At 36.7% G+C, this 16,624-nt stretch carries 10 protein-coding genes, 1 pseudogene and 1 riboswitch; of the genes and pseudogenes, 7 read left to right on the forward strand and 4 right to left on the reverse strand.

Annotated elements, in window-relative coordinates:
- The first annotated feature begins 135 nt into the window (after nt 1-135).
- From arcD to eno, 4 genes are all read left to right on the forward strand, one after another.
- Entirely contained in the window at nt 136-1,557 is a 1,422-nt protein-coding gene (gene arcD, locus ACMHYH_RS09855) for an arginine-ornithine antiporter (protein ID WP_414839229.1), read from the forward strand.
- A 13-nt stretch (nt 1,558-1,570) separates the two neighbouring features.
- The gene (locus tag ACMHYH_RS09860; protein WP_414839230.1) at nt 1,571-2,704 is read left to right on the forward strand and encodes an aminotransferase; all 1,134 of its coding nucleotides are present in this window, start codon (nt 1,571-1,573) and stop codon (nt 2,702-2,704) included.
- A gap of 212 nt (nt 2,705-2,916) precedes the next feature.
- Nucleotides 2,917-4,143 carry a chloride channel protein gene (locus tag ACMHYH_RS09865; RefSeq protein ID WP_414839231.1) on the forward strand — a complete coding sequence of 409 codons (1,227 nt, stop codon included), beginning with the start codon at nt 2,917-2,919 and terminating at the stop codon, nt 4,141-4,143.
- 83 nt (nt 4,144-4,226) lie between these two features.
- A riboswitch (Fluoride riboswitch) is annotated at nt 4,227-4,293 on the forward strand.
- Nucleotides 4,294-4,369: 76 nt separating this feature from the next.
- Complete coding sequence (gene eno, locus ACMHYH_RS09870; protein ID WP_414839232.1) at nt 4,370-5,632, forward strand: phosphopyruvate hydratase; 1,263 nt, start codon at nt 4,370-4,372, stop codon at nt 5,630-5,632.
- Nucleotides 5,633-5,798: 166 nt separating this feature from the next.
- Here eno and ACMHYH_RS09875 read toward each other — a convergent pair whose 3' ends face one another.
- A complete protein-coding gene (locus ACMHYH_RS09875; protein ID WP_414839233.1) occupies nt 5,799-7,238 on the reverse strand; it encodes an NAD-dependent succinate-semialdehyde dehydrogenase in 1,440 nt (479 codons plus the stop codon).
- A 380-nt stretch (nt 7,239-7,618) separates the two neighbouring features.
- On the opposite strand from ACMHYH_RS09875, the gene ACMHYH_RS09880 reads away from it, so the two are divergent.
- Entirely contained in the window at nt 7,619-8,884 is a 1,266-nt protein-coding gene (locus tag ACMHYH_RS09880; protein WP_414839234.1) for an HlyC/CorC family transporter, read from the forward strand.
- 175 nt (nt 8,885-9,059) lie between these two features.
- Here the strand turns inward: ACMHYH_RS09880 and nth are convergent, their stop codons facing one another.
- Nucleotides 9,060-9,662: an endonuclease III gene (gene nth, locus ACMHYH_RS09885; RefSeq protein WP_414839235.1), complete on the reverse strand. Its 603-nt coding sequence runs from the start codon at nt 9,660-9,662 to the stop codon at nt 9,060-9,062.
- A 516-nt stretch (nt 9,663-10,178) separates the two neighbouring features.
- Nucleotides 10,179-11,282, reverse strand: a complete 1,104-nt coding sequence (locus ACMHYH_RS09890; protein WP_414839236.1) for a putative manganese transporter — start codon at nt 11,280-11,282, stop codon at nt 10,179-10,181.
- Nucleotides 11,283-12,166: 884 nt separating this feature from the next.
- On the opposite strand from ACMHYH_RS09890, the gene nrdD reads away from it, so the two are divergent.
- A complete protein-coding gene (gene nrdD, locus ACMHYH_RS09895; RefSeq protein WP_414839237.1) occupies nt 12,167-14,374 on the forward strand; it encodes an anaerobic ribonucleoside-triphosphate reductase in 2,208 nt (735 codons plus the stop codon).
- A gap of 185 nt (nt 14,375-14,559) precedes the next feature.
- Nucleotides 14,560-14,976 (forward strand): annotated as a pseudogene (locus ACMHYH_RS09900) (4Fe-4S cluster-binding domain-containing protein); the annotation flags it as partial.
- Nucleotides 14,977-15,459: 483 nt separating this feature from the next.
- Here ACMHYH_RS09900 and ACMHYH_RS09905 read toward each other — a convergent pair.
- A complete protein-coding gene (locus ACMHYH_RS09905; RefSeq protein ID WP_414839238.1) occupies nt 15,460-16,611 on the reverse strand; it encodes an iron-containing alcohol dehydrogenase in 1,152 nt (383 codons plus the stop codon).
- Between the last annotated feature and the right edge of the window lie 13 nt (nt 16,612-16,624).

Here is a 16,624-nt window from a genome sequence, read left to right on the forward strand (position 1 = left end):
TGTATTCAAAGGATAGCGTTGGGAGGATTTAAAGGATACGACAGAATCATTTTATTAGGAGTAGAATCAATCTAAAACATGTGTGGTAGAGGAAATAAAACTGAACTTTATCCACCTAGAATTGGGGAAAAGAATATGGAAAAACAGCGAAAAGGAATTAGTAAAATAGGGTTGATTGCTTTAGTCATTAGTTCATCTATTGGTGGTGGTGTATTTGGGATTACAAGTGATTTAGCTCGTGCCTCGGCTCCTGGACCAGCAATACTAGCTTGGATTATTGTCGGCATTGGAATATTGACACTTGTTTTATCATTGAATAATCTTGGTGCTAAACGTGCTGATTTAGACAGTGGTATATTTGGTTATGCAGAAGCTACATTTGGGAAGTTAGGAGGCTTTATCAGCGGTTGGGGGTACTGGTTAGGTGCTTGGTTAGGTAATGTCGCTTTTGCTACAATTTTAATGATCGCACTTGGAAGTTTTTTCCCAATTTTTGATGGAGGTCAAAATATCCCTTCTATTATTATGGGAAGTATCGTTATTTGGACATTAACGCTGTTAGTCAGTAACGGAATGGAAAGTGCCAGTTTCATTAATATCATTGTAACTATATGTAAGTTAGTCCCACTATTTTTATTCTTAATTATTACTGGCGTCTCATTTAAAGCTGGAATATTTACAGCAAATTTTTGGGGGAATGTTTCCAGTAATCTTTTGCAACAGACTCCTAACACTGCCAGCATTATGGCACAAATAAAAGGGTGTTTAATCGTTATGATGTGGGTATTTGTAGGTATAGAAGGTGCTAGCGTTCTAGCTAACCGTGCTGAAAAACGTTCAGATGCTCAACAAGCAACCATCGTAGGATTACTAGGTTTACTATTTATTTATATCTTCGCTTCATTACTACCCTACGGCGTTCTTTCTCAAACTGAATTAGCTAGTCTCTCTCAACCAGCTATGGCAAATGTCTTAAAGTCTATTGTAGGAAATTGGGGAGCTGCATTCATTAATATCGGACTGATTATTTCTATTCTAGGTAGTTGGCTTTCTTGGACAATGTTACCCGCAGAAACGGTTCTTTTAATGGCCCGCGATGGATTATTGCCAAAACACTGGGGGAAATTGAATGCTAAAAAAGCACCCATTTATTCCTTAATCCTCACGGCAGCTTTAGCAAATGTTTTCTTATTGACTTTTTTAGTAACAGATTATGCCTATCAGCTTGCCTATTCTCTTGCAACTGCAGCTATTTTGATTTGCTACTTGCTTGTCGGAATTTATCAAATGAAATATTCCTATGAACAAAAAGAGACAAAACAATTTATTATTGGATCTATTGCGACTCTGTTCCAGTTAACTGCTATTGTTTTAGCCGGGTTTTCTTATGTTTTAATGTGCAGTATTGCTTATATACCTGGTTTTTATTTTTATATCAAGGCGCGTAAAGAAAATGGGAAGACTATCAGTGTAAAAGAAAAAATAACGATGAGCGTTATTAGTTCAGTAGCTGTTTTAGCTATTGGATTGATTGCGACAGGTTCAATTCAAGTGTAAAGGAGAAAAACAAATGGATATCGCACATTTTGGTGTGGAAGAATGGTTAAACAAATGGGAAAAGAAAGCAACGTATGATATTTCACAAAGCTCAATCGACGCTTTAACAGTAGAAGAATTGATTGGATTAGATGGAACAACCGTCACTGATTTTTTTGAAACGATCAGTAAAGAACCGTTAGATTATGGCTGGATTGAAGGTTCAGATGAGTTCAAATCATTAGTCGCTGCACTTTACAAACACGTTGAACCCGATACTATTTTACAAACAAACGGTGCTACTGGAGCGAATTTTTTAGCTTTATATGCGTTGATTGAACCAGGGGATCATGTTGTTTCCATGTTGCCCACTTACCAGCAACTTTATGATATCCCCTTATCTTTGGGAGCAACGGTAGATTTTGTTGAATTAAAAGAAGAAGACCATTGGCAATTAGACTTAGCTGACTTGGAATCCAAATTAACTGATCGAACAAAAATGATTTGCCTTAATAGTGCCAACAATCCTACTGGAACTCTTCTTGACATACCGACTTTGAAAGCCATTGTAGAAATGGCAAGAAAAGTGGATGCTTATATCCTTATCGACGAGGTCTACGCTCCTTTGACAGAGAAAGAGGAATTTTCCTCGATTGTCGATTTGTATGAAAAAGGCATTGCCACTAACTCACTATCAAAAACGTATTCTCTTCCTGGCTTAAGAATTGGTTGGACAGCGTCCAGTAAAGAAATCGCAGATATTTTCAGAAAATACCGCGACTATACTATGATTTGTGGCGGCGTCCTTTCAGATAAATTAGCTGTTCATGCGTTAAAAAATAAAGATAGAATCATCGAGCGAAATCGTAAGATCATTACAGGCAATCTATCCATCTTAAATCAGTGGGTTAAAAAAGAGCCTCGTGTACGTTTAGTTTCTCCCAACTACGTATCGACGTCCTTTATTAAGCTAGATATCCCTCAAAAAGATGAGGCATTCTGCATTGATTTATTAGAAGAAACGGGTGTACTCTTAGTTCCGGGAACAGCTTTTGGTTATCCAGGATATGCTCGTTTAGGCTATTGCTGCAAGCAAGACACCTTAACAAAAGCATTGGACTTGCTCTCAAATTTTTTAAGAAAATTTGATCCTGAATCGATAAGCTAAACTCTATAGATGGAATAATAGTTGAACATCAGTAAAATGATTGCCTGATATCCTGCATAAGTAGGGTACCAGACAATCATTTTACTTTTTATGCTCGTAAAGCCATCTTAAATGAAGTATGGATTCGTCTAGCTTTCCGTTGCGTTAGTTAACCATCTCAACTGAATGTGTTGTAATCTGGCTTTCAACCGTTTAAACTAAATACAAATAAGATGTTTAAGGAGAAGATTATGGGAAATGCTAAAGAGTATTATTCGAAATTACTAGTCTTTTCAGCTTCAGCTGGTGCAATTGGATTAGTTGTTGGAGCTATTACAGCACTATTCGGACGTGTGTTAATTGCTATTACTACTTATAGAGAGATGCATGCTTTCTACTTACTGCCTTTTTTGGCTTTTATTGGGCTAATCATTGTATATAGCTATCAAAAATATGGGAAGAATACGGCTAAAGGCATGGGGTTGGTCTTTGCTGTTGGAAACAACGAAGAAGAAGTCATTCCCAAACGTATGATTCCTCTAGTAATCATGGGTACTTGGTTGACTCATCTATTCGGTGGAAGTGCCGGTCGTGAAGGGGTTGCCGTTCAAATAGGCGCTGTAGTTGGGCATTCTGTCAGCCGACAGTTACCTTATAAAGAAGCTGGAAAAATTCTTTTAGTTGCTGGTATGGCTGCTGGATTTGGCGGATTATATCAAACTCCACTGGCTGGTATTTTTTTTGCTATAGAAGTGTTAATGGTTGGAAAAATTGAAAGTCGTGCACTTATTCCTACTGCCATCGCTGCTTTTACTGCTAGTACGACGTCTCATTTATTAGGGTTAGAAAAGTTCACTGCTACAATTGAAAGTCCAGGAGCCTTTATTTTTTCCTCTGCATGGAAAGTTATTCTACTTGGCCTAGTTTTTGGAATCGTTGGTGGTCTTTTTGCTTTTGGTCTCAAAAAAGCGAAGCAATTAGCTGCTTTTCGTTTTCCAGATCCTTATAAACGAATCTTTTTTATCGGCATTGCTATTAGTCTTTTATTTTTACTGTTACATTCTGGACGTTACTCAGGTTTAGGAACTAATTTAATCGGTAAAAGTTTTGAAACAGGAACCATCTATTCGTACGACTGGGTATTAAAATTAATGCTAACAATCGTTACCTTGGCTGCAGGATTTCAAGGTGGCGAAGTGACTCCACTTTTTGCTATTGGAGCGACACTAGGAATTGCCTTAGCACCAATCGTTGGTTTACCTTTGACTTTTGCAGCAGCTTTAGGTTATATTGCCTTATTTGCAGCTGCTACAAAAACCTTTATGGGGCCTTTATTTATCGGAGTAGAAGTGTTTGGCTACCAATACCTTCCGTTCTTCTTTATAGTCGTTATTACAGCCTATGTTTTTAATGGCAACCAGACTATCTATGGTGGACAAAAAGAAATAGATTGGGTATAAAAAGCAACTTAACAGCTAGATGACTGACTCACTCAAAGCTAAGTAGTTGAAGGAACTTTCATTTAGTGTTACTATTAAATTAGAGCTAAACAGGCGATGGTGTTCGCCTTTAACTATCATTTGATGATGATTAATGACGCCTACTTAAAAAAAGGACCTCCTATATGGACTCCTTTATTTAAGTAGGCGTCATTTTTTTGTTTTTATATTATGAGGAGGAGTTTACATGGAAGCAACAATTAAGTTAATAAAAGCAAGAGAAATTTTTGACTCACGAGGAAATCCTACTGTTGAAGCTGATGTTTATTTAACAGATGGCTCAATGGGAAGAGCAGCTGTTCCATCAGGTGCATCTACTGGAGATAAAGAAGCGGTAGAATTGAGAGATGGTGGAGATCGCTTAATGGGCACTGGTGTATCCAAAGCCGTTCATAACGTGAACACAGAAATAAACGATTGCCTCTTAGGCGTTTCACCATTTAACCAAGCAACTGTCGACCAACTGATGATTGACTTAGACGGAACGAAAAATAAAGGTCGCTTAGGAGCAAATGCTATTTTAGGTGTTTCAATGGCTGTAGCTAGAGCTGCTGCAGTTTCTCAAGGAGTCCCCTTATACCGCTACCTTGGGGGTGTAGATTTAGAAATGCCGATGCCCTTTTTTAATGTTATTAATGGTGGACAACACGCCGACTCTGGCATTGATGTACAAGAATTTCTAATTTCTCCTATTGGTGAAAGTGACTTTAGAAAAGGATTTGAAATGATTGCAAACACATATCACACATTGAAAAAGATTTTGAAAGCAGAAGGTTTAGAAACAGCTGTTGGAGATGAAGGTGGGTTTGCTCCTCGATTAGGCTCAACTGAAGCTGCACTTGAAGTATTGGTAAAAGCAATTACTGAAGCAGGTTATAAACCCGGTGAGGATATCGCTATTTCAATGGACCCAGCAGCAAGTGAATTTAGTAAAGATGGTGTGTATCATTTTGAAGGAAAAGAATGGAATTCTGATCAAATGATTGACTACTACCAAAGAATAGTTGAAAAATATCCAATCATCTCTATTGAAGATGGCCTTTCAGAACACGATTGGGATGGCTTCAAGAAAATGACAGATCTAATGGGAGATAAAATCCAACTAATTGGAGACGATATCTTTGTTACAAATCCTGAAATTATGCAAGAAGGAATCGATAAAGGAGTAGCCAACTCAGTTTTGATTAAGCTAAATCAAATCGGAACTGTATCTGAAACAATTGAGACCATTAAATTAGCACGTAAAAATAACTACACAACGATGATTTCTCACCGTTCAGGAGAAACGGGCGATACCTTTATTGCTGACTTTGCCGTTGCCATGAATGCTGGACAAATCAAAACAGGATCCGTTGCCCGTTCAGAAAGAGTAGAGAAATACAATCAGTTCTTAAGAATTCAAGAAGAGCTCGGAGCTAATGCAAAAATGACTCCATTTATAAAAAAATAACCAAACAAAGAGAAACTGATTTTATCGGTTTCTTTTTTTGTTTTCCTTTAATTTACTATCAAACGACAACTAGTTTTGACTAACATAAAAAGACCCTATAGAAAATCTCTTTTCAGAGGCTATTCTATAGGGTCTAAAGTAAGGAAAATTAAAATTTACAGTTTCTTTACTCCTTATTTTTTTTATCAAGAGTTGTTGAAGCCACTAATCCACTTGCAAGATTATCCAGATCTGGTTTATCGGCTTTGAGAATCAATTTGTCGTTCACAAAAGCCATTAACCCGATAGAACTCATCTCTCTCCCATAACCTGAGCGTTTAACGCCACCAAACGGCAATTCGGGTAAAGAATAGCGGAAACTATTTACAAAGACCATTCCAGTTTCGATTTTTTCAGCAATTTCTGCCCCGTGATTGCTGTCACCAGCAAACACTATTCCTCCTAAACCATAAGAAGAATCATTTGCTAAATCAATCGCTTCTTCTTCTGTTGCTACTTTGTAAACAACTGCAACTGGCCCAAACATTTCAGTTGTATGAGCTGGGTTGTCTCGGTCTATATTCGTTAAAATAGTCGGCATAAAGAACTGTCCTGGTAAATCAATCGGTTCATTGCCATACACAACTTTAGCCCCTGCGCTAATAGCATCATCAACTTGTTTTTGCAATTCTTCTTTCGCTTTTTTACTATTCATTGGAGCGATGGTTGTATCAGAGTCTAATGGATCACCTGGTTTTACTCTACTGAAATTATCTTTCAACTTTTCTACGAACTCATCATAGACTTTTTCCATCACAATAAAACGTTTAGATGACGTACATTCTTGTCCAGCATTATAAAGACGTGAACGCCAAGCAATCTCGGTAACTTCATCCATATTGGCATCGTCCATCACAATAAACGGATCCATTCCACCAAGTTCTAGTGTTGTTCTCTTCAAATGTTCGCCCGCTACTTTCGCAACTGCTGCTCCACCACGTTCAGAGCCTGTTAACGCTACTCCTTGGACTCTAGGATCTGCAATGATTTCTGATACTTGGTCGTAGTTTAAGAATAAATTTGTTAACGACCCTTTAGGAACACCCGCATCCTCGATAACATCTGCCATCAATTGAGCCGATGACGGTGTGTTCGATGCGTGTTTTAAAATCATTGGATTACCCACCATAAAGTTTGGTGCAAAAACTCGAATAATTTGATAATAAGGAAAGTTCCAAGGTTCAACCATCATAATGACACCTGTAGCTTGATGATGAATATGCGCCTTGCCGTTTGCTATGGTATCAATTTCTTCCGGCTTTAGCATTTCTTCTGCATGATCTGCAAAGTAATCAACAATAACGGCACATAACTCAACCTCGCCTTGTGCTTCAACTAGTAATTTCCCCATATCAATCGTACAAGTACGGGCTAATTCATCTGAACGCTCCCGTATTTTTGCAGCTACTTGATGCAATAACTTTGCTCGTTCTTTAATCGCCTGTTTTTTGAACGTATGATACAACTCATGCCCTCTTTGTAATGCTTCCTCTACTTGTTGGTCTGTAGCCTCTGGATAGTCTTTTACTACTTCGTTTGTATAGGGATTAATTGTTTGATAAGCCATCAAAAAAACCTCCTCAAATTTTTAGCTTCCGATTACCGTCAGAATAATAAAATACACCACTTTATTTCTACTTACAAAAAAATCAATGAAAGCCCTTACAAAAATTACAGGGTAGAAAAATTTAAACTCCGTAAAACCACTGGCTGACTAGCATTCCTAATTAAAAAGTCATCCCCTTTCATCTCTCTTTACTAGAGCATAACACTAACCATCGGTCTCATAAAATAATATGCTTATTTAGAGTATCCTTGCGTTAAGTCGAAGTTGGTTTGAATGTAAAGAAGTCCGATTAGAAATACTCATTAATGCCTATCTTATTGCCTCCCGATTGTTGTATACTTATCTAACTACGTATTTATCATAAGGGGGAATTCTGTCTAATGGACAGTGATAGTAATGTAATGACGATTGTGATTTTGTTAGGGTTAATTTTATTATCGGGGTATTTTTCTTCCTCGGAAACAGCTTTTACATCTATTAATCAAATCCGTTTGAGAAATAGTGCAAAAAAAGGAGACAAACGTGCAGAATGGACGTTAAAACTAGCAGAGGATTACAATAATGTTCTTTCTACAATATTAGTAGGAAATAACATTGTTAATATTGCTTCTTCTTCTTTAGCCACTCTCTTTTTTATTGAGTACTTTCCACAATACGGAGTAACGATCTCCACAATCGTCATGACCATACTTGTGCTCATTTTTGGTGAAATTACTCCAAAAGCGATTGCAAAAGATCGACCAGAAAAAGTTGCCATGTTTGCTACACCATTTTTAAGTATTTTAATGAAATTTTTAATGCCTATTAATTGGCTGTTTGCAAAGTGGAACAACTCGTTAGCTAAACGTCTGCAATCTGAAGAAACAAGTATTAGTGAAGAAGAACTGTTGTCTATTATTGATGAAGCAGAAATCGGAGGATCATTGGAAGTTGATGAACACCAATTGATTCGCTCAGCTATCAAGTTTCACGATTTAGAAGTAGATACCATTCTTACGCCGCGTGTTGATGTGGTTGCAGCTGACTTACAAGATAGCGATGAAGAAATACAAAAAATATTTGACGAGCACGTTTATTCACGTATTTTATTGTATGACGATTCCATTGATGAAGTCCGGGGTGTCTTACATGAAAGAGACTTTAACTACTACATACGCAGAAAAGCAAAAGGTGAAAAAACCTTGTCACTTACTGAAATGATGAAAGAAGTCCTTCATGTACCAGCTATGATGAAATTATCTCGTTTATTAAAGATTATGCAACAAAGTAAAGTGCACATGGCTGTTGTTGTTGACGAATACGGTGGCACAATAGGGATTGTCACAATGGAAGATGCTTTAGAAGAACTAGTTGGAGAAATATGGGATGAAACGGATTATATCGAAGAAGAAATCACGTTCATTTCTGAAGATAAATATTTGGTTCGCGGTGAAGCTAGCCTTGAGAAAGTTTTTGATTTATTTCAACTTCAAAATAGTGAAAAGTTTTTTTCAAGTACAATTAGTGGATTTGCTGCAGAAATTTTAGGTCACTTCCCTAAAGAAGGCGACAAAGTAAGCTACAAAACGATGTTGCTTAAAGTAGTTAAAATAAAAAATACTAGAGTATTAGAAATCATCGTAGAAAAAATAACTGAATTCAACTAAACGAATGTAAGAGGATAGAGCAGTTTTGCTCTATCCTCTCTTTTTGATTTTATATTTCAGAAAAACTAGAGATAAAATATACTGGGTTTTGAGTAGCATGAATTATAAAACCACTAGCACTAACAAGGTTAATTGACGTGTTCTGACTTTTAAGTATGTCTATATTCTTAGATGACTATAGAAACTCATGACACTTTGGATTTCTAGGCGTACATAATTCTTTTCCGAATGAGAACATAGATTGATGTACTCTTCCCCAATATTTTGCTGGGATAATTTCTGTTATCCGTTCTTCGATTTGTTTAGGTGTAGCATTTTCTTCTACTATTTTGTGGTGTTTACAGACTCGTGTAACATGCGTGTCTACTGCAAAGGCGTTTTGGTTAAAGGCGGTACTCAATAAAATATTAGCCGATTTAGGTCCGATTCCAGCTAATGATTCTAACTCTTTACGTGTATTGGGAACTTCTCCTTTAAATTTTTCAAGTAATTGGTGGCTACTTTTATAGATATACTTTGCCTTGTTTCGATGGAGTCCAACCGTTTTTATATAGGTTTCAATCTCTTCAGGTGAAGACTCACTAACTGCTTGAGGATTTGGGTAGCGTTCGAATAACTTGTCTGTTACTTTATCGACTGACTCATCTGTTGCTTGCGCGCTTAATATAACAGCCATCACTAATTGAAAAGGATTCTGATACTGCATTGTCGGAACGGCATCCGGATATAGTTCCATAATTTTATAGATCACCTGTTGTGCAGCCTCTTTTGTTAACATAGGTCGTTCCTTTCTTTTATCTAATTTTCAAAACCTGTCTTATTGTATTGACTTAAGTCAATCATAGAATTTTTTAAAAGCTGCTTCATAGGTGCTGCAACCTTACTTTTTATTTGTTTCTCTTTTATCCTTTGGGTGTAAAAAAGACCCCTAATCTATTAGGGTTAAAGCGACCAAACTAAACCATAAAAAGGGTTCTTTAAGGGATTATATTACACGAAAATCACTCACTTTTCAATTCTAACGTATCCATTTCAACTAATTTTGACTTACTATTGGCTAAAAAGTTGATGCACAAAAGAACTGTCACAAAAGTAGTGACTGGAACATTCTAGTGTCAGTCTTTTTTATCCGCAACAAGTTGAAAGAATGTACACTTCATTTGGCTCGGATAATTTCGTGAACTCTGTAGATAATTTAAACTGAACCAACCACAATCATCTCACTAATTAAAAAAAATCTGCTTTTCTGCTTTAGTTAGCTAGACTTATGAGAACTTCACAAAGTAATACGGCTTTAGATCTCAATACCTAAGATTAAAATGGTGTATCCCACCACCAAGGCAATGATAAACCCTAATGCTGTAACAATTAATGCCGCTTTTTTGTTGGATACTACTAACGGAAAAATTCCATCTCCACTAGTTGCAATGCTTGCTGCAATTAATGCCGCTATCGGGAAATTTGGGATAGTTATAAAAGCAACCGCAACAGAAATCATCCCACCACAACCTGGTGTTGCTCCTATGATGGCAGCAATGACTACTACAACAAAAGCTGACGAAGTCATCCATACATCAAAAGTCTCTGGTCCTACTAAGATATCAATAATATAGTTAGCACTTAACAATCCAATAAATACATAAACAATGACCGTAGAAATATCCAGTACCGCATGTAATAAGGTTTCCTTTACAGTATTGTCGTGAGAACAGTCATGTCCTTTGTACTTAAATCTGTACACCAAATAATAACTCATTGAAAAAAGGGTAAACAAACTGGCTACCCAAACGGATAAGTCATCATAACCTGTACTACCACCCCATAAAGCCAGTATGGATCCGGGTAGCAAAAAAGCACTAAACGTTAGCATAAGGTAAAATCCGATATACTCAATCATTACCTGTGCTAGTGTTGTTCGATTACTTGAGTGGTGACTTTTCTCTACTATCTTTTCTGGAATCTCAGGCGACTGAATATTTATTCCAATCATGTCAACTAGATAACCAAAAACAATAGCCACACTAGCGCCCACTAAATTAACAATTAAAAATACTTTGAAATTTGCAGCAACACTGGCCTCATCAGAAGCTCCCAACAAGACAAATGAGCCTTCTCCTAACGTGGCGATAAATGTAGCAAGCAACCCACCAAATGATATTTTTTGATTTTTATACATCGCTGAAACCACAATTGTTGCGCCACATCCGGGTATTATCCCTAATAATGCTCCCATGATCGGGTGAGACCAACTCGGTCCTATTTGATTATTTTCTGAGAATTTTCCTCTCGATACATAAGTAATTAAGTAAACGCCGATAATTGAGATAGAGACATACCCCCCTATAACACCAGCAGCTTCAAGATTATCCAATACAAAGTTCCATAACTTAACATCCATAAACGGTCTCTTCCTTTCACTTTTTAGCCACTACCTGCTTTCACTAGAGCTAGATGAAACAGTCGTCTATTTTACACCTTCAGTTGCATTTTTTTGATAAATAAAAAATACAGCACAAGAGTCAGTATAAAACAAATACGGCTTTTAATACATCGTTCTTATCAAACAGCCTACGATGATTGAAACGTTTTTTAAAAGAAGTCAAAAAGAGTGTTGGCTATGAGTGCGAATTTAGTGCCTTGTTTGATTAAATGAAACATAAAAAGTATAAAGCCTATGTTCGAATTAGATTGGCAACACATTAGTAGATCCGTTTTACCAGATATTTCCTTTTGTACTCATACCGCTTCAACTAACTAGGCGTTCTAGATGTCCGAATGATAGTAGGTATCGCAATAGACGGGTCGCCCATTAAATCAACTTGTAGACTCAGTAAATCTAGAAGACTTTTCTTTCTAACAGAGTCTATTTTAGGCACTTTTCTTTTTTTATAGTCCGTTATATCTATACTATTCTCTTAATCATTGGCTAGTTTCATGCATTTAACAAAAAAATAAAAACTATATGTTGTGTCTGACTCATAATATGATACACTATATGGTGTAATATGAAACAAATCAAGTGGATGTTATAAAAATCTACGGAATAAAAATTAAACAAACAAATGCAGACGGATGAAAGAAAATATGGACCTATAAATGCAGATAGATTTATATTAGAAATGATGAATAACTCAATACAAATTAAGAGAGAACACTCTTTTTAGTAGGTCCTTTTCTTTTTTTATGATGCTTCTAGTCTCTCTTACACTCTACTCTATTTGTTTAGCCTATTGACGTTTTTATTATTCGTCACAAACAATTTCATGAACGTTAGCTAGTTTAATGGTTCAAATCAATTTAATGGTAGGAGGAAACGATTTGTTAACAGTTAGCAAAAAAAACGGCGAACAAGTCCCTTGGTCCCAAGAAAGAATTATCGCAGCAGCCAATAAGGCCAGCAGAAGAGTTTCAGATAAAAACAATCGTTTAACAGATACTCAAACAGAAAACTTACTTTATTTTATCGATAAAGAGGTCAATCGTTTGCCCAATAGAGAGGTTATCTCTACTTTAGACATTCATGATTTAGTTTTAGATGCTTTACAAAAAGTTAATCTGGCTGTTTATATGGAATACAAAGCTTATCGTAAGTATAAAGAGAAGTACATTGAAGCTTTTGACAGTGCTAAAGATTTTGCAGAAAAAGTTGTTTATACTGGCGACAAAGAAAACGCTAATCGGGATTCGACCCTTAACTCTACCAAACAGACTTTAATAGCAGAAGGACTGATGAGAGAGCTCATGCTCAAGTTTGAACTAGAACCAGAATGGGCTCGTGCTCATCAAGAAGGCTGGATACACATTCATGATCTAGCTCAACGGTACAGCTCACAAACCAACTGTTGTTTATTTGATATGGGAAATGTTTTAGCTGGTGGATTTGAATTAAATGGTTCTCGTTACATTGAGCCAAAAAGTGTTCAAGCAGCTTGGGCAGTGGCCGGTGATGTTACGTTAAGCGCTTCTAGCAATCAATATGGTGGATTTACGCTTGCAGAAATTGATGGTATCTTGGCTCCTTATGCAGAAAAAACATACCATAAGCAAATAGAAACCATTAGTGAACAATTAAAGGATTTCGATGTGCCTCATTCTACTATAGAAGAAATGGCTTATAAAAATACTATGCGCGAAATCGAACAAGGTTATCAAGGATTTGAAACAAAATTAAATACGATTTCAAATAGTTTAGCGCAAGTCCCTTTTGTTACAGTAACGTTTGGCTTAAAAACAGACTTCTGGGCTAAAAAAATTTCTGAAACCATTCTTAAAATAAGAGAAAATGGGATGGGAGAAAACGGATTAACGGCTATTTTCCCTAAACTGGTCTTTCTCTCGAGAAAAGAGATTAACGGTGCACCCAATTCACCTAACTATGATTTGTATTTAGCGGCCATTGAATGCAGCCGGACAAGATTGTATCCTGATTATTTATCTTTAGACGCTGGCAATCTAGGCGAAGTCTATGACCGTTGCAGTAAACCGGTCTCACCTATGGGCTGTAGAGCCTATTTAAGTCCTTTTTATAAACCTGATACTGGTGAAGAGGTTTATGTAGGAAGAAACAATATTGGAGCTGTGACTTTAAATTTACCTAAAATGGCGATTGAAGCGAATGGCAACATCAAGGCCTTTACTGATTTAATCACTAAGTACAGCGAAATGGTTTTTGCCATTCATGAAGATTACTATGAACGAGCCGGTAAAATTAAAGGCTCTAGCAATCCGCTTAATTTTTGCGAGGGCGGCTCATGGATGTCTGTTGGTTACGATGAACCTATCGCACCACTGTTAAAAGCATCCACTGCATCATTGGGCTACGTTGGTTTAGAAGAAGTTTGCCAATCTTTATTCGGAGAAAGCTTGATCCATCAACAAGAGTTTGCTTTAGACATTGTTTCTTTCTTGAAAAAACTGGTTGATGATGCAAGAGAAAAAACAGGCTATCTTTTTGCCTTATATAGCTCACCAGCTGAAAGTTTGATTTATCGCTTTAATGAAATCAATCGTGAACAGTACGGTCTGATTGAAAACGTTACTTCTAGAGACTACGCTACGAACTCGTTCCATTTGCATGTGACAGAAGATGTGTCGGTTCCTGAAAAGATCAACTTCGAAGCACCTTTTCATGCCATTGCTACCGGTGGACGTATCTCTTATTGTGAGTTTGCCTATGGCGTAGATAGCAATGTACTAAAACACGCTATTGATTTTGCTATGAGTAAAGGCATGTATTATGGCGTAAACGTTGTATCGGCTACGTGTAATGAGTGCTTGCATCATGGGGATTTTGACGAGCACTGTCCTAAGTGTGATAGCGAAGATATTACGAGTGTTACCCGTGTCTGTGGCTACTTATCCTTTGGTAAAGTAAAAGGCGACAGTCGCTACAATTTAGGCAAACAAGCTGAAATTCGCGACCGAGTGAAGCATACTATTGGTTACGGCCAAGCACTAGCAGAAAAGAGCAAAGAATTCAGTAGTAAATAAGGAGTAAAGTCAGTGCCTAGGTCTTTGATCTAGGTACTCCTTTGAACGATAGGAGGCGATTTTTAGCAATGGCGAGATTACATGATTTAAAACACGTAGATTTAGATAACTGTTACTGGGGTATTTCAACATCTTTATGGTTCAATCACTGTCCTCATCATTGCCTTTAACTAGGCTGCTGGAATGCAGAGACGTGGGGCAAAGATGAAACGTTAGAAAGACCCAATCAAGATATTATTGAAGAAGTTCTTTTCGCACTTGATGAATTTGGGTTGGAAAAGGATTTGACCCTTCTCGGTGGCGATCCTCTTTCACCCTTTAATATAAAAGACCTTGTTGAAATACTAGCCGGTGTGAAAAAAGCAAGACCTAAAACACGCGTCCTTTGTTGGACAGGTTATAAATGGGAACAATTGGTCAACAATAAGTTGCTCGGATTAGCTCTCCCTTATCTGGACATTTTAATTGACGGAAAATACGAAAAAGACCTTCATATTGAAGGCCATAAATTTGGTAGCTCAAATCAATTGGTGATTGATGTAAAAAAAAGTTTAGAAGCAGGCAAAAAAATACTGGCTCCAGAAAATTATAAAGGTGAATAATCGAGTAAATTTTATCTGTTTAGTTTTTAGAGCTTAAAAAAGTTCATTTTAGATAGCAAATTTAAATAAGTAAAAAACACTAGCGTAAGTAAATGAGAATAAGAGAAGAATAAACTAGTTAAAAAAATCGAAAAGATAACAACAATTTCAAAAGGTAAGGGAAATAAATGTATTCTTCTTGCTGCCCTATTGTCAGCTATAAAAAGTAAAAAATGCTCACTTCATGGATTATTCATCCTTTGAAGTGAGCACTCTTTTTTATTCCTCATGATTTAAAAGTAGAATCCAACAATAGTTGCGGTTAACAAGCCTGCTAAAGTTCCACCTAATATTAATTTCAAAGAAAATTTTGCACTATCTATTACTTTACTTTCCTCTATACTTTTTTCTTTATGGACTAAAACTTAATGCGACAGCTGCACTAACTATTAAAGCCGCAACACATCGAATCACACCTATCAAACTCATCTCTCATTATCCTCTTTAGCCAAATTTTAGTAGCGCAGCATCTACTAAATCAGCTGTAACTTCAAAAGGACTGTTTGCCGCAAAACGTTCACTTACAACATCATCTCTAAGATTTTGTAGTTCCTTACGATCTATTCCTTGCTGTTCAAATGTTGGAAGTCCTAAAACTTCATCTCTAAATTTTTTATATGCATCTGCAACATAATGACCAATTTCCTCGTTTGTTGCGTTATTTGGAAACTCAACATCTAAAATATTTCCAATTTCTCGTACTTTTTTTGGTTCAACTTCAGCAGTGTAAAGTAGCGTTACGGGTAAAGCGTAGGCACAGGCCATTCCGTGTGGTATATGCATTTTAGCACCTACTACATGAGCTAGTGAATGTCCAAAATGTGTGCCTCCGTTATTTAATACCCAGCCACCAAGAGCTGAGGCAACCATCATGCGCTCGCGTGCTTCTAAATCTTCTGGATTATTAACTGCTTGTGGTAAATATTTAACCACAAGAAACATGATTTTTTCACAAATTGAATCTATGATAGGACTTGCCAATTTTGATGTATAGGCTTCTGCTGCGTGAGAGAAAACATCAAGACCTGTCATAATAGTCATATTTTTAGGCACAGTTTTCACTAAGTTTGGATTTAACACTGCATATTCGCTCACAGCATTATCAGACAATACTGCTAATTTTTCTTGTGCATTAGTATCCGTGATTACTAATGCATTGGATAGTTCGCTACCCGTTCCAGATGTGGTCGGTACTGAAATTAATCCAAGGCAAAGAGACGGTACTTCTCTATCGTGAACGTAATCTTTAATATCTCCTCCAAATGAGCGAACGATGTTAATTCCTCTTGCAGCATCAATAACGCTTCCACCACCGATTGCAATGATTGAATCACATTTATTTTCTACAAATAATTCTGCACCTTTATTAATCAATTCAATAGGAGGATCTGGAATAATTTTGTCATAAACAACATAGTCAATTCCACTACTAGTAAGTCTTTCGAATGTTTCTTGAATAATAGGAGAATTGAGTAAGAAATTATCAACAACAATCATTGGTTTTGAATAGTTGCTAATCTTTAAGATTTCTAATAATTTTTCACTAAGTTCGAACGTCACTACTACTTTGACTTTTTGTTCTAATTTAAAACTCATCTTTATCCCTCCT

Source organism: Carnobacterium sp. TMP28 (assembly GCF_047553015.1).
Lineage (GTDB): Bacteria > Bacillota > Bacilli > Lactobacillales > Carnobacteriaceae > Carnobacterium_A.